Source organism: Methylocystis sp. Se48, assembly GCF_056269425.1.
Map to the genome: position 1 here is coordinate 3,406,082 of NZ_CM149850.1, position 18,325 is coordinate 3,424,406.

Here is an 18,325-nt window from a genome sequence, read left to right on the forward strand (position 1 = left end):
TCCTTACTTCTTCTTGCCTTCCTTGCGGAAGATGAATTCGTTGGCGTATTTGACGCCCTTGCCCTTGTAGGGCTCGGGGCCGCGCAGGCTGCGGATCTCCGCAGCCACCTGGCCGACCTGCTGCTTGTCGATGCCGCTGATCATGATCTCCGTCGGCTTCGGCGTCGCAATGCTGATGCCGTTCGGGATCGGATAGTTCACGTCATGGGAATAGCCCAGCGCGAGCTGGAGCACCTTGCCCTGGACGGCGGCGCGATAACCGACGCCGGTGATCTCGAGCTTCTTCTCGAACCCCGACGTCACGCCAATGACAAGGTTGTTGACGCGTGCGCGAGACGTGCCCCAAAGCGCGCGCGCGCGCTTGGTGTCGTTCCGCGGATCGACCTTGATTGCGTTGTCCTGATAGACGACCGAGACGTCGTCCGGCACCACGAATTCGAGCTGGCCCTTCGCGCCCTTGACGGTCACAAGCTGACCATCGACCTTGGCGGTGACGCCGGCCGGGACGACCACAGGCTTCTTGCCGATACGAGACATTGTTGCAAATCCTGTTCAGTCTGAGCAGGGCCGATTGCCGGAAAACCGCTGCGCGATCGTCCGAAGCCCCGCCGGGCGCGCAAGGTCAGAAGACCTTGCACAGCACCTCGCCGCCGACGTTGTTCTCTCGGGCCGTGTGATCGGCCATGACTCCCTTGGGCGTCGACATGATCGTCACGCCGAGGCCGTTAGCCACGCGCGGCACCGCATCGACGGCCGCATAGACGCGGCGACCGGGACGCGAGACGCGCTCGATCTGCTTGATGACCGGCTCGCCGTCGAAATATTTCAGTTCGACTTCGAACTCGGTGCGGCCGTTGCCGAAATCCGTGGTCGTGTAGCCGCGGATGTAGCCTTCTTCCTTCAGCACGTCCAGGACATGGGCCCGCAACTTCGAGCCCGGCGTCGAAACCTTGTCCTTGCGGCGCATTTGCGCGTTGCGAATGCGGGTGAGGAGATCTCCCAACGGATCGTTGATCGCCATCTCAAGAGTCTCCTTACCAGCTCGACTTCACCAGGCCCGGGATCAGGCCGCGGGACCCGAGCTCACGCAGCGCGATGCGCGACATCTTCAGCTTGCGATAAAAGGCGCGCGGGCGGCCCGACACTTCGCAGCGGTTGCGAATGCGGATCGCCGCCGAGTTGCGCGGAAGCTGCGCGAGCTTCAGGCGAGCCTCGAACTGCTCCTCGATGGACAGCGACTTGTCCTTCGCCTTCGCCTTCAGCCGCTCGCGGCGGCCGGCGTAAGCCTTGACCAGCTTCGCCTTCTTCTTGTTGTTCTCAATCGCGCTTTTCTTCGCCATGAGTATTTTAGCCTTTCGGTATCCGCGTTTGAGGCCCTATGGCCTCACTGCCGGAACGGGAAATTGAACGCCTTGAGCAGGGCGCGCGCCTCTTCGTCGGTCTTCGCCGTGGTGCAGACGATCACGTCCATGCCCAGGATCGACTCGGCCTTGTCGTAATCGATCTCGGGAAACACGATGTGCTCCTTGATCCCCAGCGCGTAATTGCCACGACCGTCGAACGACTTGGGATTGAGGCCGCGGAAGTCGCGCACGCGCGGCAGGGCGACCGTGATCAGCCGGTCTAGAAACTCGTACATGCGCGTCTTGCGCAGCGTGACCTTCGCGCCGATCGGCATGTTCTCGCGAACCTTGAAGGTCGAGATCGCCTTGCGGGCGCGCGTGACGACCGGCTTCTGACCGGCGATCAGACCGAGATCGTTCGCCGCCGACGTGACCTTCTTGGAGTCGTTGACCGCTTCGCCGACGCCCATGTTCAGGACGATCTTTTCGATCGCGGGAACTTCGAGCGGGTTCTTGTAGCCGAACTGCTCAGTCAGCGCCTTGCGCACCACCTCGTCGTAGTGCTTCTTCATTCGGGGCGTATAGCCGGCGACGCTGGCCTGAGCGACGGCGGCGGTCCGCTCGTTCCCCGGCGTTTCCTTCGCGGCGGCCTTGGGAGCCTTGGCGGCTTTCGGCTTCTTTTCCTCAGCCATCGATCAATTCTCCGGAACGCTTGGCGACGCGGACCTTGCGGCCGTCGTCGAGAATCTTGAAGCCGACGCGGGTCGCCTGGCCGTCCTTGGGATCGGCGACCGCGAGATTGGAAAGGTCGATCGGAGCGGCCTTGTTGACGATGCCGGCTTCGCGATCCTTGGTCTGGCGCTGATGACGCTTGACCATGTTCACGCCGTCAACGATGGCGCGGCCCTCGTCTGGCATGACGCGCAGAACTTCGCCGGTCTTGCCCTTGTCGCGGCCGGCGATCACCACCACCTTGTCGCCCTTCTTGATCTTGGCGGCCATTACAGCACCTCCGGGGCGAGCGAGATGATCTTCATGTGGTTCTTCGCGCGCAATTCGCGCGGCACGGGTCCGAAGATACGGGTGCCGATCGGCTCCTGCTGATTGTTGATCAGCACTGCGGCGTTCGAATCGAACCGGATCACCGAGCCATCCGACCGCTTGATATCCTTCGAGGTGCGTACGACGACCGCCTTCAGCACGTCGCCCTTCTTCACGCGTCCGCGCGGAATCGCTTCCTTGATCGACACGACAATGATGTCGCCGACGCTCGCGTATTTGCGCTTCGAGCCGCCCAGCACCTTGATGCACATCACACGGCGGGCGCCGGAATTATCGGCGACGTCGAGATTTGTTTGCATCTGAATCATGGCTTACCCGCCTTTCACTCCGGTCTGGTTTCGGCCCCGCAGTATCGCGTCGGCCGACTTCGTCCGGAAAACCTTGCTCTCAATTTCCAGCGCGCTTCCCCATCGCATGGGTCATGCGATCGAGAAGCGCGCCAGTTGATGTCAGGGCTCGAGCAAATCCGGTAGCGAAAGGGCTTTTGCCCTCACCTCGAACCGGCTCGAGCGGTGTCTTTACGCGTTCGCGCCGTTTTCGACAACCCGCCAGCGCTTCAATTTTGAAATCGGCGCTGTTTCCTCGATGAATACCGTATCGCCGACTTTGAACGCGCCGTTTTCGTCATGCGCGTGATAATGCTTGGTGCGGCGCACCGTCTTCTGGAACAGCGGGTGGGTGAAACGGCGTTCAACCTTGACTACCACCGTTTTGTTCTGCTTGTCGCTGACGACGACGCCTTGGAGAATTCGCTTCGGCATGGCGCTCTAAACCTTACTTTTCCGTGCGCTTCTGCGCGGCGATGGTCTTGGCCCGGGCGATGTCGCGGCGAATGACGCGCGCGCGGGCGGTGTTCTCCAGCTGGCCGGTCGCCCGCTGGAAGCGCATGTTGAACTGCTCTTTTTTGAGCTTCAGCACTTCCTCATTGAGCTGGTCCTCGGTCATCGCCTTGATGTCGGAGAGGCGCTGCTTGGCTTTCATGTCGTCCTCCACTTACTCGGCGATGCGCTCGATGAAACGGGTCTTGATCGGCAGCTTCGCCGCCGCGAGCGTCAGCGCCTCGCGGGCGAGCGGAGCGGGAACGCCGTCGATCTCGAACATGATGCGGCCGGGCGCGACGCGCACCGCCCACAATTCAGGAGCGCCCTTGCCCTTACCCATGCGGACTTCGGTCGGCTTCTTGGATACCGGCACGTCCGGGAAGATGCGGATCCAGACGCGGCCAGCGCGCTTCATGTGGCGCGTCATGGCGCGGCGGGCCGCCTCGATCTGCCGCGCGGTAATGCGCTCGGGTTCGAGCGCCTTCAGGCCGAACTGACCGAAGTTCAGCGAGAACCCGCCCTTCGCGGCGCCGTGGATGCGGCCCTTGAAGGCCTTGCGGAACTTGGTGCGTTTGGGTGACAGCATGATGGGTGCTCTTTAGAAATTTATGTGCTCTCGCGTTACGCCGCGTCGCCGCGGGGTTCGCGCGGCTCGCGACGACGACGATCGCCGCGTTCGCGATCACGCTCGCCGTGCTCGCCGCCCGCCGAGGCCTGCTCGGCCGCGCGACGCTCCTGCGCCATCGGATCGTGCTCGAGGATCTCGCCCTTGAAGATCCAGACCTTGATGCCGCAGGCCCCGTAAGCGGTGTGCGCGGTCGCCGTGCCGTAGTCCACGTCGGCGCGCAGCGTATGCAGCGGCACACGGCCTTCGCGATACCATTCCAGGCGGGCGATTTCCGCTCCGCCCAGACGGCCCGAGCAATTGATGCGGATGCCCTGCGCGCCGAGACGGATCGCCGACTGCACAGCGCGCTTCATGGCGCGACGGAAAGCGACGCGACGCTCAAGCTGCTGCGCAATCGACTCGGCCACCAGCGCGGCTTCTGTTTCCGGCTTGCGCACTTCGACAATGTTGATCACGACCTCGCTGCCCGTCAGCTTCGCGACGAGTTTGCGGATCTTGTCGATGTCGGCGCCCTTCTTGCCGATCACCACGCCCGGACGGGCGGAATGGATCGTCACGCGGCACTTCTTGTGCGGACGCTCGATGACGATCTTCGAGACCGCCGCCTGCTTCAGCGTCTTCGCCACCGCCTCGCGGATCGCCATGTCCTCATGCAGGAGCTTGGCGTATTCGCCCTTGCCCGCAAACCAGCGCGAGTCCCAGGTGCGGTTGACGCCGAGGCGCAGCCCGATCGGATTAACCTTTTGACCCATGGTTCTGATCCTTTAGGCGTTCGCTTGCGCTTCGACTTCGCGCACGATGATCGTGAGATTCGAGAAGGGTTTCTCGATCCGGTTCGCGCGGCCGCGGGCGCGGGCGTGGAACCGCTTCATCACCAGCGCCTTCCCGACGAAGGCCTGCGCGACAACCAGATCATCGACGTCGAGCCCGTGATTGTTCTCGGCGTTCGCGATCGCGCTTTCGAGAGCCTTCTTCACCTCGTGCGCGATACGCTTCCTGGAAAACTCCAGATCGGCGAGCGCGCGATCAACCTTCTTGCCGCGGATGAGCTGAGCGAGCAAATTGAGCTTCTGCGGCGAGACGCGCAACATGCGTGCGACGGCCTTCGCTTCATTCTCCGCGAGCCGGGGCGGATTCGCCTGCTTCGACATTGCTTAGCCCCTCTTCGCCTTTTTGTCCGCCGCGTGACCATGGAAGGTGCGCGTCGGCGCGAATTCGCCGAACTTGTGCCCGATCATGTCTTCGCTGACATTCACGGGAATGTGCTTTTGGCCGTTGTGCACGCCGAACGTCAATCCGACGAACTGCGGCAGGATCGTGGAGCGACGGCTCCAGATCTTGATGACCTCCGAGCGGCCGGAAGCGCGCGAGGCCTCCGCCTTCTTCAGCAAATAGCCGTCGACGAACGGGCCTTTCCAAATAGAACGAGCCATGGATCAGCCCTTCTTCTTGCGATTGTGTCGCGAGGACACAATGAAACGATCGGTGGATTTGTTGGAGCGGGTCTTTTTGCCCTTGGTCGGCTTGCCCCACGGGGTCACCGGGTGGCGGCCGCCCGAGGTGCGGCCTTCGCCGCCGCCGTGCGGATGGTCGATCGGGTTCATGGTGACGCCGCGGTTGTGGGGGCGACGGCCAAGCCAGCGCGAACGTCCGGCCTTGCCGATCGATGTGTTCATGTGATCGGGGTTCGACACTGCGCCGATCGTGGCGAAGCACTGGCCATGGACGAGGCGCTGTTCGCCCGACGACAGGCGGATAATCACATACCCCTGGTCGCGGCCGGCGATCTGCGCATAGGAGCCGGCGGAGCGTGCGATGGAGCCGCCCTTCCCGATCTTGGTCTCGATGTTGTGGACGAGCGTGCCGACGGGAATGTTGCCGATCGGCATGGCGTTGCCGGGCTTGATGTCGACCTGCTCGCCCGACACGACTTCGTCGCCGACCGACAGACGCTGCGGCGCGAGGATGTAGGCCAGCGTGTCGTCCGCATAGCGGATCAATGCAATGAAAGCGGTGCGGTTCGGATCGTATTCCAGACGCTCGACCTTGCCGACCACGTCAACCTTGCGACGCTTGAAGTCGACGAGCCGATAGGCCTGCTTGTGGCCGCCGCCGCGGAAACGAACCGTGACGCGACCAAGATTGTTACGTCCGCCCTTCGAGGTCTTCCCCTCGGTCAGCGTCTTGACCGGCTTGCCCTTGTAGAGGTCGCTGCGGTCGACGATGACGAGCTGGCGAAGGCTCGGCGTGACCGGCTTGAATGTCTTCAGCGCCATTTTCTTGTCCCTACGCCTTCTCTTACAGTCCGGTCGTCACGTCGATCTTGTGCCCTTCGGCCAGCGTGACGACGGCCTTTTTGACGTCGCTCTGCCGCCCGCGCACGCCGCGGAACGCTTTGACCTTGCCCTTGCGGACAAGCGTGTTCACAGACTCGACCTTCACGTCGAACAGGCCTTCTACCGCCGCCTTGATCTGCGGTTTGGTCGCGGTCCTGGCGACCTTGAAGACCACCTTGTTGTTTTCCGAGGCGAGCGTCGCCTTTTCGGTGATAACCGGGGCGACGATCACGTCGTAATGGCGGACGTCCTTGCTCATTTCAGGCGCGCCTCCAGCGCGTCGACCGCGGCGCGGGTGAGGACCAGCTTCTCGCGACGAATGATGTCGTACACATTCACGCCCTCGACCGGCAGCACGTCGATCTGCGGGATGTTGCGCGCTGCGAGCGCGAAGTTCTCCTGCGGCGCTCCGCCGACGATGATGATCGCGTTGGCGAGGCCGCTCTTGGCGAAGCCGGAGGCGAGAATCTTCGTCTTCGGCGCGTCAAGCTCGGCCTTCTCCCAGACGATGATGCCGCCGTCCTTGGCCTTCGCCGACAACGCATGCTTCAGCGCGAGCGCGCGCACTTTCTTCGGCAGGTCGTGCGCATGGCTGCGCACCTGCGGACCGAAGGCGCGTCCGCCGCCCCGGAACTGCGGCACGCGGGCGGAACCGTGGCGAGCGCCGCCGGTGCCCTTCTGCTTGTACATCTTCTTGCCGGTGCGGGCGATGTCCGCGCGGTTCTTCACCGCATGGGTTCCAGCGCGGCGCTTCGCAAGCTGCCAGCGGATCATCCGGTGGATCAGATCCGGGCGCGGCTCGAGGCCGAAGATTTCATCGGAAAGATCGATCGAACCGGCCGCCTGGCCGTCGAACGACGTGACGTCGATCTTCACGGCTCAGTCCTCCTTGTTTTCTACTTGAGCGGAAGCGGCGTCGCCGGCGAGACGGAACTTGCCCGGCTGCGGCGCATCTTTCGGGAGCGCGCGCTTGACGGCGTCCCGCACGTAAATCCAGCCGCCGGCGGTCCCCGGAACGGCGCCTTCTACCAGCACCAGGCCGCGCTCGACGTCAGTCTGCACGACGCGCAAATTCTGCGTGGTCACGCGTTCGACGCCCATATGGCCGGCCATCTTCTTGTTCTTGAAGGTCTTGCCGGGATCTTGACGGCCGCCGGTCGAACCATGCGAACGGTGCGAGATCGAGACGCCGTGCGAGGCGCGCAGACCGCCGAAGCCCCAACGCTTCATCGGACCCGCGAAGCCCTTGCCGGTCGTTGTGCCCGTCACGTCGACGAACTGTCCGACGACGAAATGGTCGGCGGTGATTTCGGCCCCAACCGGAAGCAAAGCGTCCTCGTTCACGCGGAATTCGGCAAGCTTCATCTTCGGCTCGACCTTGGCCGCGGCGAAGCGGGCGCGCTCGGCCTTGGAAACGTTCTTCACCTTGGCGCGGCCGATCCCGAGTTGAACGGCGGTGTAGCCATTCTTCTCCTTCGTCCGTTGAGCGACGACTTGGCAGCCGTCCAGCTTCAGCACCGTGACCGGCACATGTTCGCCCGCTTCCGTGAAGATGCGGGTCATTCCGACCTTTTGCGCGATGACGCCCGACCGCATGTTCATAAATCCTTCGCGAAGCGGCCGCCACTCTTGGGCGCCGCCCAATTCGTTCTTAGAGCTTGATCTCGACGTCGACGCCGGCGGCGAGGTCGAGTTTCATCAGCGCGTCCACCGTCTGCGGAGTGGGATCGACGATGTCGAGAACGCGTTTGTGAGTCCTGATCTCGAACTGCTCGCGCGACTTCTTGTCGATGTGGGGCGAACGGTTCACCGTGAACTTCTCGATCTTCGTCGGCAGCGGAATCGGCCCGCGGACCTGGGCGCCCGTGCGCTTGGCCGTGGAGACGATCTCCTTCGTCGATGTGTCGAGAATCCGGTGATCGAACGCTTTCAAGCGAATCCGGATATTTTGACCGTTCATTGTCTCGTCCTTTGGGACCGTGAGCGCTTTCGCCCGCTTTCATGCGCCGCGCGCTTTTCAGCGCGCGGCTTTTTTTGCAAGAGCGAGCCGTTGGACTCGCGGTCCAGATCCGCTTTTTACTCGATGATGCTGGCGACGACGCCGGCGCCGACGGTGCGGCCGCCTTCGCGGATGGCGAAGCGCAGCTTCTCTTCCATCGCCACCGGGACGATCAGCGTCACTTCCATCGCGACATTGTCGCCCGGCATCACCATTTCGACGCCCTCGGGAAGCTGAACGACGCCCGTCACGTCCGTCGTCCGGAAGTAAAACTGCGGACGATAGTTCGTGAAAAACGGCGTATGGCGACCGCCTTCTTCCTTCGTCAGAATATAGGCCTCGGCCTTGAACTTCGTATGCGGCTTCACCGAGCCCGGCTTGCACAGAACCTGTCCGCGCTCGACGTCCTCGCGCTTCGTCCCGCGCAGCAGGCAGCCCACGTTGTCGCCCGCCTCGCCCTGGTCCAGAAGCTTGCGGAACATCTCCACGCCCGTCACCGTCGTCTTCGTCGTCGGACGGATCCCAACAATCTCAACTTCCTCGCCAACCTTGATGACGCCGCGCTCAATGCGCCCCGTCACCACCGTGCCGCGGCCCGAAATCGAAAACACGTCCTCCACCGGCATCAAGAACGGCTGATCCTTCGGACGCTCCGGCTGCGGAATGTAACGATCGACCTCCGCCATCAGCTTCAAAATCGCGTCATGCCCGATCTCCGGGTTCTTGTTCTCCAGCGCGCACAGCGCAGAACCCTTCACGATCGGAATGTCGTCGCCAGGGAAATCATACTTCGACAAAAGCTCGCGAACCTCGAGCTCAACAAGCTCCAGAAGCTCCGGATCGTCGACCATGTCGACCTTGTTCAAAAAAACCACCAGCGCCGGAACGCCCACCTGACGCGCCAGAAGAATATGCTCGCGCGTCTGCGGCATCGGACCGTCCGCCGCCGAAACAACGAGGATCGCCCCGTCCATCTGCGCCGCGCCCGTGATCATGTTCTTCACATAGTCCGCGTGGCCAGGACAGTCCACATGCGCATAGTGACGGTTCGCCGTCTCATACTCAACATGCGCCGTCGAAATCGTGATCCCGCGCGCCTTCTCCTCCGGAGCCTTGTCAATCTGGTCGTAGGCCGTAAACGTCGCCCCGCCCGTCTCCGCAAGAACCTTGGTGATCGCCGCCGTCAAAGACGTCTTGCCATGGTCGACGTGTCCAATCGTCCCAATGTTGCAGTGCGGCTTCGTGCGTGTGAACTTTTCCTTGGCCATCGCCGTTCTCCTTCAGAGAGTTCCGTTTACCCGTAGCGTCCTTGAGATCAGGCGTATTTCGCCTGCACCTTCTTCGACTCGGCCTCGGGCACCTGTTCATAGTGATCGAACTGCATCGTGTAGCTCGCGCGGCCCTGCGTGCCGGAGCGCAGATTGTTGACGTAGCCGAACATGTTCGCGAGCGGCACCATGGCGTTGATGACCACGGCGTTGGCGCGCATGTCCTGACCCTGGATCTGACCACGACGCGAGTTAAGGTCGCCGATGACCGTGCCGGTATATTCCTCCGGAGTCACCACCTCGACCTTCATGATTGGCTCAAGCAGCACCGAGCCGCCCTTCTGAAGCGCCTCGCGCGTCGCCGCGCGGGTCGCGATTTCGAAGGCCAGCACCGACGAGTCGACGTCGTGAAAGGCGCCGTCGATCAGCGTCGCCTTAAGGTCGACGACCGGGAAGCCAGCGAGAACCCCCGAAGACGTGACCGACTCAATGCCCTTCTGCACGCCGGGGATGTATTCCTTCGGCACGGCGCCGCCGACGATCTGGCTCTCGAAGACATTGCCCGCGCCAGGTTCATTCGGCTCGTAGATGATCTTGACGCGCGCGAACTGGCCGGTGCCGCCGGTCTGTTTCTTGTGCGTGTAGTCGATCTCTATCTTCTTGCCGAGCCTCTCGCGATAGGCGACCTGCGGCGCGCCGATATTGGCGTCGACCTTGTAGGTGCGCTTCAGAATGTCGACCTTGATGTCGAGATGCAGTTCACCCATGCCCTTGAGGATGGTCTGGCCGCTCTCCTGGTCAGTCGACACGCGGAAGGACGGATCCTCCGCCGCGAGCTTCTGCAACGCGACGCCGAGCTTTTCCTGATCGGCCTTGGACTTCGGCTCGATCGCGATCTCGATGACCGGCTCGGGGAACTCCATGCGCTCCAGAATGACCGGCTTCTGTTGATCGCAGAGCGTGTCGCCCGTGCGGGTTTCTTTGAGGCCGGCGAGCGCGACGATGTCGCCCGCAAAGGCTTCCTTGATGTCCTCGCGGTTATTGGCGTGCATCAGCAGCATGCGGCCGATGCGCTCCTTCTTGTCCTTCGTGGAGTTGAGAACGGTCGTGCCCGACTCGATCTTCCCCGAATAGACGCGCGCGAAGGTGATGGTGCCGACGAAGGGGTCGTCCATGATTTTGAAGGCGAGCATGGAGAAAGGCTCGGAGTCCGACGGATTGCGAACGATCTCGGCGCCCGTATCCATGTCGACGCCCTTGATGGCCTCGCGATCGACCGGCGAGGGCAGGAAGTCGACGACGGCGTCGAGCAGAGGCTGCACGCCCTTGTTCTTGAACGCCGAACCGCAGAAGACAGGATGGAAGACGATGCCGCGCACCGCCTTGCGGATGAGGGCCTTCAGCGTCGCCTCGTCCGGCTCGTTGCCGTCGAGATAGGCAGCCATAGCGTCGTCGTCGAGCTCGACAGCCGCCTCGATCAGCGCCGTGCGATATTCCTTGGCCTTGTCGAGCAGGTCGGCCGGAATCTCTTCGTCGTGATATTTCGCGCCAAGGCCCTCGTCCTCCCAGACGACCGCCTTCATGCGGATCAGGTCCACCACGCCCTTGAAGTTGTTCTCCGAGCCGATCGGGAGCTGCACGCAGACGGGCCGGCCGCCGACGCGGGTCTTGATCTCTTCCGCGCAGCGATAGAAATCGGCGCCGATCTTGTCCATCTTGTTGACGAAGACGATGCGCGGCACCTTGTACTTGTCGGCCTGACGCCAAACGGTCTCCGTCTGCGGCTCGACGCCCTGATTGCCGTCGAGAACGCAGACCGCGCCGTCGAGAACGCGCAGCGAACGCTCGACTTCGATGGTGAAGTCGACGTGGCCAGGCGTGTCGATGATGTTGAGGCGCTTGCCGTTCCAGAAGGTCGTGGTCGCGGCCGACGTGATGGTGATGCCGCGCTCCTGCTCCTGCTCCATCCAGTCCATCGTCGCGGCGCCTTCGTGCACCTCGCCGATTTTATGGCTCTTGCCGGAGTAATAGAGGATGCGCTCCGTCGTCGTCGTCTTGCCCGCGTCGATGTGGGCCATGATGCCGAAGTTGCGATAATCCTCGATCGGATGCGAGCGGGGCATGGGTATGTCCTCGTAGAGAGCTTCGGCTTACCAGCGATAATGCGAGAAGGCGCGGTTGGCTTCCGCCATGCGGTGCGTGTCTTCGCGCTTCTTCACGGCGGCGCCGCGATTGTTGGACGCGTCGAGCAACTCGGCGGACAACCGGTCGACCATGGTCTTGTCGTTGCGCGCGCGGGCGGCGGAGATGATCCAGCGGATCGCCAGCGCCTGACGGCGCTCGTTGCGCACCTCGACCGGCACCTGATAAGTGGCGCCGCCGACGCGGCGGGATCGCACCTCGATGGCCGGCGCGACATTGTCCAGCGCCTGCTTGAAAATCGCGAGCGGATCGCTCTTGGCCTTGGACTCGACCTGGTCGAGCGCGCCATAGACGATCGCTTCGGCGACGGACTTCTTGCCGTCGTACATGATGGAGTTCATGAACTTCGCGAGAACGACGTCGCCATACTTGGCGTCCTCGATAACCTCGCGCTTCTCAGCCCGGTGACGTCTCGACATTGGTGTCTTCCTCTGGCCGGATTACTTCGGACGCTTCGCGCCGTATTTCGAACGGCGCTGCTTGCGGTCCTTGACGCCCTGCGTGTCGAGCACGCCGCGCAGAATGTGATAACGGACGCCCGGAAGGTCCTTCACGCGGCCGCCGCGGATCATCACCACGGAGTGCTCCTGAAGATTGTGGCCTTCGCCCGGAATGTAGCCGATGACCTCGAAGCCGTTGGTCAGGCGCACCTTGGCGACCTTGCGAAGCGCGGAGTTCGGCTTCTTCGGGGTCGTCGTATAGACGCGCGTGCACACGCCGCGCTTCTGCGGGCAGGCGCCGAGATGGCGGGCCTTCTCGCGATACGTCTTCGGGTGACGCGGCTTGCGGATCAACTGGCTGATCGTCGGCATCAAATAGTCCTTCGCTTCGCTCAACTCGCGAATGGCGGATGTTCGGGTGGACCCGCCGGCGCATCCTCAAAGACGCGCAAACGAGCGAAGCGCCGATGGCCGGAAGGCCAAGGCGCTCCTGACGCAGAGGACCCCGGAAAATGCCAGGGTCGTGCCTTCCTGTCCGTCGCCGCTAGGCGACAGGTTGATTACCAAACTGACTTGGCGGTCACAGGCAAGGCGACAGCGTATAAGTTCGAAGGGTCGAGAGCGCGGCGCTCGCCGACGGCGTGAACTTACGGCCTGTCGAAAGTGGGCGGAACCTAATCGCGGCTTAACGGCGCGTCAAGCGAAGATTCGACCCGGAGGCGATAAAATCCACGCCGACGCGAAAATTCGCCCCGATGTCGCGCGCCACGACGATCGCGCGACGGAAGGCCGCATCGCAAAGCGATGCCGCCGCTTGCCGCCGCGGGTAATATGATCCCGATGGCCCCGCTTCGGGCGGGACGCCTCGACGAATGAAACCGAAGAAGAGGGTTCGGAGAAAAAAATGAGCCATGTTGCGCATGAACTGCACGAAGAGTTCCCCGAGAAGGCCGCCGCGATCCACGCGCTGAAGACCAACAACGCCCATTTTGCGCGCATCGCAGAAGAATATCATGTGCTCAACCGCTCGATCCATCGAATGGAAACGAACGTCGAACCCGCCGACGACGCGACGATCGAGGAATTGAAGAAGAAGCGCCTCTCCCTCAAGGACGAGATCGCGACCTTCCTCGCCGCGGTTTGACGTCGCGCCCGCGCGCTCCCCGCGCTCAGGCGCGGGCGAGGCGCGCGAGTTCGACGAGAACCTCCCGCGATTCGGCCGGCGTGCGAATGACTTTCGGAAACGTCACCCGCGCCGTGGCGTCGCCCGCGACGAGGTCGATTCCCTCCGGGTCTATTCCGCTCGCCCGCCATTGACCGGGGGCCGCGCCGGCGATTTTTTCCGCATACAGGGCCAGGGCGTCGGCGTGGTCGGCGTTCATATGGTCGAGAATGTCGCTCTCCGCGGCGATCAGCGCCGCCGCGCCGGCGACGTCCGTGAGCAGCGCGGCCGGCCCGAAATCCGCCGCGCGGGCGAAGCCGCCGTTGAGATGCACGGCCTCGATCTCCGTCCGCCAGAAGGAGAAATCGGGAAAATCCGCATAGAGCTGCGCCTTGGGATTTCGCCGCAGAAAACGCGCGCGCGCCTGCGGGCTTTGCGTGCGTGCCGCGCGCGCGACGAGCGTCAGTCGCGGATGGGCCATCGGGTCGCCGCGCCCGCCCTGCGCGAGGAGCAGCGAACAACGGCCGTCCCGCTCGAGATTGCCGGTGTGATGGGCCAGTTTGGACAGAAGAAGGATGGGGGTTCCGTCATAATCCGTGGCGATCGCGGTCAAGGTCGCAAACGGCGCCCCGGTTTCGGTCAACGTCGCGAGCGTGGCGGTGCGGATCGCGCGCAGAAGGCGCTTTGACTCGGCCACCGGATCGAAGCCCGGATCTTGCCGCGGATCGCGCGGCGGCGCGCCTTCTTTTGTTATCGTCATGATTTCGCCTGCTTTCCTAATTCAGAAAAACGCCAGAGTCGCTTTGGCGGCCAGAAATGTATATAAGGGGCGGGAGGCTGTCGCGGCCATCGGCGCCTCCCTTGTGAGCATCGGGCGTTTCTGGCCGTCTGTAAGGCCACATTTCAGCCGCGATGGGCCCGGACTTTGTCCAGGCCGCCAAACGCCTGCGAGTCGCCGGGCGACATCGACCGGCGCGGCGCCGCATGCGGCGCGGGACCAGCGTGTCCGCGGATCGGGTTCCGTGCGTCGCCTTAAGCGCCCGTCGCCGCCAACAGCAAAGGACGATCATGCCGACCATCGCTCTCGTCGACGACGATCGCAACATCCTGACCTCGGTCTCCATCGCGCTCGAGGGCGAGGGCTATCGCGTGCAGACCTACACGGACGGCGCCCAGGCGCTGGACGGTCTGCGCGCCAATCCGCCCGATCTCGCGATCTTCGACATCAAGATGCCGCGCATGGACGGCATGGAGCTTCTGCGGCGTCTGCGGCAGAAATCCGACCTTCCAGTTATTTTCCTCACCTCCAAGGACGAGGAAATCGACGAACTCTTCGGCCTCAAAATGGGCGCCGACGACTTCATCCACAAACCCTTTTCCCAGCGCCTCCTCGTCGAGCGCGTGAAGGCAATCCTGCGCCGGGCCAATCCCAAGGAGGCGGCGGCGCAAAAAGAAACCGAGGCGAAGGTTCTGGAGCGCGGCGCGCTGGTGATGGACCCCGAGCGCCACACCTGCACCTGGCGCGGCGATCCGGTCACACTCACCGTCACGGAATTTCTGATTCTCCAGTCGCTCGCCCAGCGTCCCGGCGTGGTGAAGAGCCGCAACGCGCTGATGGACGCCGCCTATGACGACCAAGTCTATGTGGACGACCGCACGATCGACAGCCACATCAAACGGCTGCGCAAGAAGTTCAAGGTGGTCGATCCCGATTTCGAGATGATCGAGACGTTGTATGGCGTCGGCTACCGCTTCAAGGAAATGTAAGGGCGAGACGCGCGGGGCATGAGCGCATCCGAGCCCGGAGAGATTGCAGCGGCGGAGAAGGCGTCGCCGACTCCTGCGCCCGCCGTCGCTCACGTGCGAACGGCGGATGCGCCGAGGTCGACGACGCGTCGCGCCCGCACCCTGTCCATCCGCCTGCGGCGTTTGTCGCGCGCCATTCAGTCACATTTCTCGTCGTCGCTGACGCGCCGCATCGTGGTTCTCAACCTCGGCGGACTCGTCGCGCTGCTCGGCGGCTTTCTTTACCTCAACCAGTTTCGCGAAGGCCTAATCGACGCCCGCGTCCAGAGCCTCCAGACTCAGGGCGAAATCATCGCCGCAGCCATCGCCGCCTCGGCGACGGTCGACACCGACGCCATCACCATCGATCCCGAGAAGCTCCTCAAGCTCGCCCCCGGCGAAAGCGCGAGCCCCTCGGAAGACCAGCCGGCGATCGAGTTCTCGCTCAATCCGGAGCGCATCGGGCCGCTGTTGCGCCGGCTCGTGTCGCCGACGCGGCTGCGCGCGCGCATCTACGACCGCGACGGCTATCTTTTGCTCGATTCGCGCTCAGTCTCCGGCCGATCCAACATTCTGCGCTTCGACCTGCCGCCGGCGGGCCGAGAGCCGACGAGGATCGACGCCTCGTCCTTTCTGCAGCATGTCCTCGACTTGCTGCGCCGACTGACCCGGCGCCCGGAATTGCCGCTCTACGAGGATATCGGCATGGCGAACGGGAAGAACTATCCGGAGGTAGGGAGCGCGCTCGAGGGCCGCGCCCACGCCGTGGTCCGCGCCAACGCCAAGGGCGAAACGATCATTTCCGTCGCCGTGCCGGTGCAGCGGTTCCGCTCCGTGCGCGGCGCGCTGCTTCTCTCCACCATGGGCGGCGACATCGACGCCATCATCGCCACGGAGCGCTGGGGCATCATCCGCATCTTCCTCGTCTCGGCGGGCGTGATGCTGCTGCTCTCGCTCTTCTTCACCAACACCATCACCGAGCCCATGCGCCGGCTCGCTGAAGCCGCCGAGCGCGTACGGCGCGGCGCCAAGTCGCGCCAGGAAATTCCGGATTTCTCCGATCGTCAGGACGAGATCGGCCATCTGTCCGGCGCGTTGCGCGACATGACGACGGCGCTCTACAACCGCATCGAGGCCATCGAACATTTCGCCGCCGACGTCGCCCACGAGCTGAAGAATCCACTGACCTCTCTGCGCAGCGCCGTCGAAACGCTGCCGATCGCCAGGACCGATTCGGCGCGCGACCGGCTGCTCGCCATCATCAAGCACGACGTGGGCCGCCTTGACCGGCTCATCAGCGACATTTCAGACGCCTCGCGGCTCGACGCCGAGCTCGCGCGCGCCGACATGGGCGACGTGGACCTCTCGAAAGCGCTCGTCACCGTCGTCGACGTCGCCCGCGCGGTTGACCGCGGCGACGGCGTCACGGTCGCCCTGACGATCCGCCCCGGACCGAACGAAGCGGCGCGCAACCACTGGCGCGTGCGCGGCCACGATTCCCGACTGGGACAGGTGTTCAACAATCTGATCGACAACGCCCGCTCTTTCTCCGAACCGGGCGGCAGCGTGCGCGTGTCGCTGTGGCCGGAACGCGCCAAGGGGCCGGGCGGCGTTCCGCTCGATGGCTACGAGATCATCGTCGACGACGACGGGCCCGGCATTCCGGAGGGCGCCTTCGAGCGCATTTTCGAGCGCTTCTACACCGACCGTCCCGAACAGGGCTTCGGACAGAATTCCGGCCTCGGCCTGTCCATCTCGCGCCAGATCATCGAGGCGCATGGCGGGCGCATCCGCGCCCTCAACCGGACCGTCGCCCACCCGCAGGGCACCGACGAGCCCGAGCCGGGAGACCGGACGCTCGGCGCCCGCTTCGTGGTCTGGCTCCCGGCGGCGCGATGACCGCAGCCGCGGACGCCGTTTTCGTTCACGCGACGGCGCTGGCGGTGGGAGAAACCGGCCTCCTCCTCCGCGGCGCTTCCGGATCGGGCAAGAGCGCCCTCGCCCTCGCGCTGATTTCCCATACGCAGGCGCACGGCGCGTTCGCGCGTCTCGTCGGCGACGACCGCGTCGGACTCGAAATCAGAAACGGCCGGCTTCTCGCCCGTCCGCATCCGAGCATCGCCGGACTGATCGAGGCGCGGGGCCTTGGCCTCGCGGCGGTCGCCTTCGAGCCTGTCTGCGTTCTGCATGCGATTGTCGATATTTGTGCGGCGGGAGAGCGCCCGCCGCGTTACCCTGATGTCGATGAACGGCGTGCGGTCATTCAGGGGATCGCCCTGCCCCGCCTCTTCGTCGAGAGCGGAGATGCCGCGTCAGTGGCTAGAATCATACTGTTTCTACAGGGGATTAAGACATTTTGACGCGCAGCCGCGCTTTTTGCTTGCCAATTTCGCGGCGACGCACAAAATGTCGCCCCTGACGAAGGCCGGACAAAATGTTTATGGGCGTGGCGGCTGTCCTCGTATATGCTGCCGGCCGGGGGCGGGAGCGCCGCGACGTCGTCACATCGCACGGCGTCGTCCGGCCTCGCAGAGCGCGAGACGTCTTCATGAGTGGTAGGGTCGAATGATCGGAATGGTCTTGGTGACCCACGGCCACCTCGCCACGGAGTTTCGCGCCGCGCTCGAGCATGTGGTGGGCCCGCAAAAACAGCTCGTCTCGATCTCCATTGGTCCCGAGGACGATATGGAGCGCCGCCGGGCGGAAATTCTCGAAGCCATTCACGCGGCCGACAGCGGCGACGGCGTCGTGCTGTTGACCGACATGTTCGGCGGCACGCCGTCCAATCTCGCCATCTCCGCGATGAACGGCGGCAATGTCGAAGTGGTCGCCGGCGTCAATCTGCCCATGCTGATCAAGCTCGCTTCGGTTCGCGACTCCGCCACGCTCGAGCAGGCGGTCCTGCAAGCGCAGGACGCCGGCCGAAAATATGTTTATATCGCGAGCAAAGTGCTCAACCCGAAGTGACTTTCCAATGACCGACGCGCAAGAGCGGGCGTCCGACAGCGCTGTTTCCCGCGACCTCAAGATCGTCAACAAGAAGGGTCTCCACGCCCGGGCGACGGCGAAATTCGTGCAGTGCTGCGAGAAATTCGACGCCGAGATTTCCGTCGCCAAGGATGGCGAAACCGTGGGCGGCAGCTCGATCATGGGCATTTTGACGCTCGGCGCCGGACAAGGGTCCACGATCACCGTCACGGCAAGCGGGCCGCAGGCCCAGGAAGCGCTCGACGCGCTGGAGGCGCTCGTCGCCAATCGCTTCGGCGAGGAGGAATAGCG

The 18,325-nt window shown here is 63.7% G+C and carries 28 protein-coding genes; 6 read left to right on the forward strand and 22 right to left on the reverse strand.

What is annotated here, in order from left to right:
* Positions 1-3: 3 nt before the first annotated feature.
* The 21 genes from rplF to rpsL form a co-directional block, all read right to left on the reverse strand.
* The gene (gene rplF / locus ACV959_RS16515) at positions 4-537 is read right to left on the reverse strand and encodes a 50S ribosomal protein L6 (RefSeq protein ID WP_475737639.1); all 534 of its coding nucleotides are present in this window, start codon (positions 535-537) and stop codon (positions 4-6) included.
* An 85-nt stretch (positions 538-622) separates the two neighbouring features.
* Entirely contained in the window at positions 623-1,021 is a 399-nt protein-coding gene (gene rpsH / locus ACV959_RS16520) for a 30S ribosomal protein S8 (RefSeq protein WP_475737640.1), read from the reverse strand.
* Positions 1,022-1,034: 13 nt separating this feature from the next.
* Complete coding sequence (gene rpsN, locus ACV959_RS16525) at positions 1,035-1,340, reverse strand: 30S ribosomal protein S14 (RefSeq protein ID WP_475737641.1); 306 nt, start codon at positions 1,338-1,340, stop codon at positions 1,035-1,037.
* 44 nt (positions 1,341-1,384) lie between these two features.
* A complete protein-coding gene (rplE, locus tag ACV959_RS16530) occupies positions 1,385-2,035 on the reverse strand; it encodes a 50S ribosomal protein L5 (protein ID WP_475737642.1) in 651 nt (216 codons plus the stop codon).
* Positions 2,028-2,345, reverse strand: coding sequence for a 50S ribosomal protein L24 (gene rplX / locus ACV959_RS16535; protein ID WP_475737643.1), 318 nt, complete (start codon positions 2,343-2,345; stop codon positions 2,028-2,030). Before rplX ends, rplE begins: the two co-directional genes overlap by 8 nt.
* Positions 2,345-2,713 (reverse strand): 50S ribosomal protein L14, encoded by a 369-nt coding sequence (gene rplN, locus ACV959_RS16540; protein WP_475737644.1) that lies wholly within the window; start codon positions 2,711-2,713, stop codon positions 2,345-2,347. The genes rplX and rplN overlap by 1 nt, the downstream gene beginning before the upstream one ends.
* 210 nt (positions 2,714-2,923) lie before the next feature.
* Positions 2,924-3,166 (reverse strand): 30S ribosomal protein S17, encoded by a 243-nt coding sequence (rpsQ, locus tag ACV959_RS16545; protein ID WP_165055000.1) that lies wholly within the window; start codon positions 3,164-3,166, stop codon positions 2,924-2,926.
* A gap of 13 nt (positions 3,167-3,179) precedes the next feature.
* Positions 3,180-3,386 (reverse strand): 50S ribosomal protein L29, encoded by a 207-nt coding sequence (rpmC, locus tag ACV959_RS16550; RefSeq protein ID WP_475737645.1) that lies wholly within the window; start codon positions 3,384-3,386, stop codon positions 3,180-3,182.
* 12 nt (positions 3,387-3,398) lie between these two features.
* Complete coding sequence (gene rplP / locus ACV959_RS16555) at positions 3,399-3,812, reverse strand: 50S ribosomal protein L16 (RefSeq protein WP_475737646.1); 414 nt, start codon at positions 3,810-3,812, stop codon at positions 3,399-3,401.
* Between the two features lie 35 nt (positions 3,813-3,847).
* Positions 3,848-4,606, reverse strand: a complete 759-nt coding sequence (gene rpsC / locus ACV959_RS16560) for a 30S ribosomal protein S3 (RefSeq protein ID WP_475737647.1) — start codon at positions 4,604-4,606, stop codon at positions 3,848-3,850.
* A gap of 12 nt (positions 4,607-4,618) precedes the next feature.
* Positions 4,619-5,005 (reverse strand): 50S ribosomal protein L22, encoded by a 387-nt coding sequence (gene rplV, locus ACV959_RS16565; RefSeq protein WP_475737648.1) that lies wholly within the window; start codon positions 5,003-5,005, stop codon positions 4,619-4,621.
* 3 nt (positions 5,006-5,008) lie between these two features.
* Positions 5,009-5,287, reverse strand: a complete 279-nt coding sequence (gene rpsS / locus ACV959_RS16570; RefSeq protein WP_475737649.1) for a 30S ribosomal protein S19 — start codon at positions 5,285-5,287, stop codon at positions 5,009-5,011.
* Between the two features lie 3 nt (positions 5,288-5,290).
* Positions 5,291-6,130, reverse strand: a complete 840-nt coding sequence (gene rplB, locus ACV959_RS16575) for a 50S ribosomal protein L2 (protein ID WP_475737650.1) — start codon at positions 6,128-6,130, stop codon at positions 5,291-5,293.
* 22 nt (positions 6,131-6,152) lie between these two features.
* The gene (locus ACV959_RS16580; RefSeq protein WP_475737651.1) at positions 6,153-6,449 is read right to left on the reverse strand and encodes a 50S ribosomal protein L23; all 297 of its coding nucleotides are present in this window, start codon (positions 6,447-6,449) and stop codon (positions 6,153-6,155) included.
* Entirely contained in the window at positions 6,446-7,066 is a 621-nt protein-coding gene (gene rplD, locus ACV959_RS16585; RefSeq protein ID WP_475737652.1) for a 50S ribosomal protein L4, read from the reverse strand. Before rplD ends, ACV959_RS16580 begins: the two co-directional genes overlap by 4 nt.
* A gap of 3 nt (positions 7,067-7,069) precedes the next feature.
* Positions 7,070-7,786: a 50S ribosomal protein L3 gene (rplC, locus tag ACV959_RS16590; protein ID WP_475737653.1), complete on the reverse strand. Its 717-nt coding sequence runs from the start codon at positions 7,784-7,786 to the stop codon at positions 7,070-7,072.
* 55 nt (positions 7,787-7,841) lie between these two features.
* Complete coding sequence (rpsJ, locus tag ACV959_RS16595; protein ID WP_003613511.1) at positions 7,842-8,150, reverse strand: 30S ribosomal protein S10; 309 nt, start codon at positions 8,148-8,150, stop codon at positions 7,842-7,844.
* Positions 8,151-8,266: 116 nt separating this feature from the next.
* Positions 8,267-9,457: an elongation factor Tu gene (gene tuf, locus ACV959_RS16600; RefSeq protein WP_475736294.1), complete on the reverse strand. Its 1,191-nt coding sequence runs from the start codon at positions 9,455-9,457 to the stop codon at positions 8,267-8,269.
* A gap of 47 nt (positions 9,458-9,504) precedes the next feature.
* A complete protein-coding gene (gene fusA / locus ACV959_RS16605) occupies positions 9,505-11,580 on the reverse strand; it encodes an elongation factor G (RefSeq protein WP_475737654.1) in 2,076 nt (691 codons plus the stop codon).
* A 27-nt stretch (positions 11,581-11,607) separates the two neighbouring features.
* Positions 11,608-12,078, reverse strand: a complete 471-nt coding sequence (rpsG, locus tag ACV959_RS16610) for a 30S ribosomal protein S7 (protein WP_475737655.1) — start codon at positions 12,076-12,078, stop codon at positions 11,608-11,610.
* Positions 12,079-12,099: 21 nt separating this feature from the next.
* Positions 12,100-12,471, reverse strand: coding sequence for a 30S ribosomal protein S12 (rpsL, locus tag ACV959_RS16615; RefSeq protein ID WP_026015930.1), 372 nt, complete (start codon positions 12,469-12,471; stop codon positions 12,100-12,102).
* Positions 12,472-13,003: 532 nt separating this feature from the next.
* On the opposite strand from rpsL, the gene ACV959_RS16620 reads away from it, so the two are divergent.
* Positions 13,004-13,243, forward strand: a complete 240-nt coding sequence (locus tag ACV959_RS16620) for an HP1242/YdcH family protein (protein ID WP_475737656.1) — start codon at positions 13,004-13,006, stop codon at positions 13,241-13,243.
* Between the two features lie 25 nt (positions 13,244-13,268).
* On the opposite strand, the gene ACV959_RS16625 is transcribed toward ACV959_RS16620, so the two are convergent.
* The gene (locus tag ACV959_RS16625; protein ID WP_475737657.1) at positions 13,269-14,021 is read right to left on the reverse strand and encodes a HugZ family pyridoxamine 5'-phosphate oxidase; all 753 of its coding nucleotides are present in this window, start codon (positions 14,019-14,021) and stop codon (positions 13,269-13,271) included.
* A gap of 308 nt (positions 14,022-14,329) precedes the next feature.
* Here ACV959_RS16625 and ACV959_RS16630 point away from each other — a divergent pair, with 308 nt between their 5' ends.
* The 5 genes from ACV959_RS16630 to ACV959_RS16650 all read left to right on the forward strand — a co-directional run bounded on the left by ACV959_RS16630 (position 14,330) and on the right by ACV959_RS16650 (position 18,323).
* Complete coding sequence (locus ACV959_RS16630; RefSeq protein WP_475737658.1) at positions 14,330-15,028, forward strand: response regulator; 699 nt, start codon at positions 14,330-14,332, stop codon at positions 15,026-15,028.
* An 18-nt stretch (positions 15,029-15,046) separates the two neighbouring features.
* The gene (locus tag ACV959_RS16635) at positions 15,047-16,945 is read left to right on the forward strand and encodes a stimulus-sensing domain-containing protein (RefSeq protein ID WP_475737659.1); all 1,899 of its coding nucleotides are present in this window, start codon (positions 15,047-15,049) and stop codon (positions 16,943-16,945) included.
* Positions 16,942-17,406 carry an HPr kinase/phosphorylase gene (locus ACV959_RS16640; RefSeq protein ID WP_475737660.1) on the forward strand — a complete coding sequence of 155 codons (465 nt, stop codon included), beginning with the start codon at positions 16,942-16,944 and terminating at the stop codon, positions 17,404-17,406. The genes ACV959_RS16635 and ACV959_RS16640 overlap by 4 nt, the downstream gene beginning before the upstream one ends.
* 205 nt (positions 17,407-17,611) lie before the next feature.
* Positions 17,612-18,013, forward strand: a complete 402-nt coding sequence (locus tag ACV959_RS16645) for a PTS sugar transporter subunit IIA (RefSeq protein WP_475737661.1) — start codon at positions 17,612-17,614, stop codon at positions 18,011-18,013.
* Between the two features lie 7 nt (positions 18,014-18,020).
* Entirely contained in the window at positions 18,021-18,323 is a 303-nt protein-coding gene (locus ACV959_RS16650) for an HPr family phosphocarrier protein (RefSeq protein ID WP_475737662.1), read from the forward strand.
* The last annotated feature ends 2 nt before the right edge of the window (positions 18,324-18,325 follow it).

Bases quoted from the DNA above. Each gene is read 5' to 3' on its own strand.
- ACV959_RS16625 (WP_475737657.1), bottom strand. From the start codon at position 14,021: ATGACGATAACAAAAGAAGGCGCGCCGCCGCGCGATCCGCGGCAAGAT.
- rpsJ (WP_003613511.1), bottom strand. From the start codon at position 8,150: ATGAACGGTCAAAATATCCGGATTCGCTTGAAAGCGTTCGATCACCGG.
- rpsG (WP_475737655.1), bottom strand. From the start codon at position 12,078: ATGTCGAGACGTCACCGGGCTGAGAAGCGCGAGGTTATCGAGGACGCC.
- rpsS (WP_475737649.1), bottom strand. From the start codon at position 5,287: ATGGCTCGTTCTATTTGGAAAGGCCCGTTCGTCGACGGCTATTTGCTG.
- rplE (WP_475737642.1), bottom strand. From the start codon at position 2,035: ATGGCTGAGGAAAAGAAGCCGAAAGCCGCCAAGGCTCCCAAGGCCGCC.
- ACV959_RS16580 (WP_475737651.1), bottom strand. From the start codon at position 6,449: ATGAGCAAGGACGTCCGCCATTACGACGTGATCGTCGCCCCGGTTATC.
- rpsC (WP_475737647.1), bottom strand. From the start codon at position 4,606: ATGGGTCAAAAGGTTAATCCGATCGGGCTGCGCCTCGGCGTCAACCGC.
- rplC (WP_475737653.1), bottom strand. From the start codon at position 7,786: ATGCGGTCGGGCGTCATCGCGCAAAAGGTCGGAATGACCCGCATCTTC.
- rplF (WP_475737639.1), bottom strand. From the start codon at position 537: ATGTCTCGTATCGGCAAGAAGCCTGTGGTCGTCCCGGCCGGCGTCACC.
- rplN (WP_475737644.1), bottom strand. From the start codon at position 2,713: ATGATTCAGATGCAAACAAATCTCGACGTCGCCGATAATTCCGGCGCC.
- rpmC (WP_475737645.1), bottom strand. From the start codon at position 3,386: ATGAAAGCCAAGCAGCGCCTCTCCGACATCAAGGCGATGACCGAGGAC.
- ACV959_RS16620 (WP_475737656.1), top strand. From the start codon at position 13,004: ATGAGCCATGTTGCGCATGAACTGCACGAAGAGTTCCCCGAGAAGGCC.
- rpsQ (WP_165055000.1), bottom strand. From the start codon at position 3,166: ATGCCGAAGCGAATTCTCCAAGGCGTCGTCGTCAGCGACAAGCAGAAC.
- rpsN (WP_475737641.1), bottom strand. From the start codon at position 1,340: ATGGCGAAGAAAAGCGCGATTGAGAACAACAAGAAGAAGGCGAAGCTG.
- rplV (WP_475737648.1), bottom strand. From the start codon at position 5,005: ATGTCGAAGCAGGCGAATCCGCCCCGGCTCGCGGAGAATGAAGCGAAG.
- rplB (WP_475737650.1), bottom strand. From the start codon at position 6,130: ATGGCGCTGAAGACATTCAAGCCGGTCACGCCGAGCCTTCGCCAGCTC.
- tuf (WP_475736294.1), bottom strand. From the start codon at position 9,457: ATGGCCAAGGAAAAGTTCACACGCACGAAGCCGCACTGCAACATTGGG.
- rplX (WP_475737643.1), bottom strand. From the start codon at position 2,345: ATGGCCGCCAAGATCAAGAAGGGCGACAAGGTGGTGGTGATCGCCGGC.
- ACV959_RS16645 (WP_475737661.1), top strand. From the start codon at position 17,612: ATGATCGGAATGGTCTTGGTGACCCACGGCCACCTCGCCACGGAGTTT.
- ACV959_RS16630 (WP_475737658.1), top strand. From the start codon at position 14,330: ATGCCGACCATCGCTCTCGTCGACGACGATCGCAACATCCTGACCTCG.
- ACV959_RS16640 (WP_475737660.1), top strand. From the start codon at position 16,942: ATGACCGCAGCCGCGGACGCCGTTTTCGTTCACGCGACGGCGCTGGCG.
- ACV959_RS16650 (WP_475737662.1), top strand. From the start codon at position 18,021: ATGACCGACGCGCAAGAGCGGGCGTCCGACAGCGCTGTTTCCCGCGAC.
- rplP (WP_475737646.1), bottom strand. From the start codon at position 3,812: ATGCTGTCACCCAAACGCACCAAGTTCCGCAAGGCCTTCAAGGGCCGC.
- fusA (WP_475737654.1), bottom strand. From the start codon at position 11,580: ATGCCCCGCTCGCATCCGATCGAGGATTATCGCAACTTCGGCATCATG.
- rpsL (WP_026015930.1), bottom strand. From the start codon at position 12,471: ATGCCGACGATCAGCCAGTTGATCCGCAAGCCGCGTCACCCGAAGACG.
- ACV959_RS16635 (WP_475737659.1), top strand. From the start codon at position 15,047: ATGAGCGCATCCGAGCCCGGAGAGATTGCAGCGGCGGAGAAGGCGTCG.
- rpsH (WP_475737640.1), bottom strand. From the start codon at position 1,021: ATGGCGATCAACGATCCGTTGGGAGATCTCCTCACCCGCATTCGCAAC.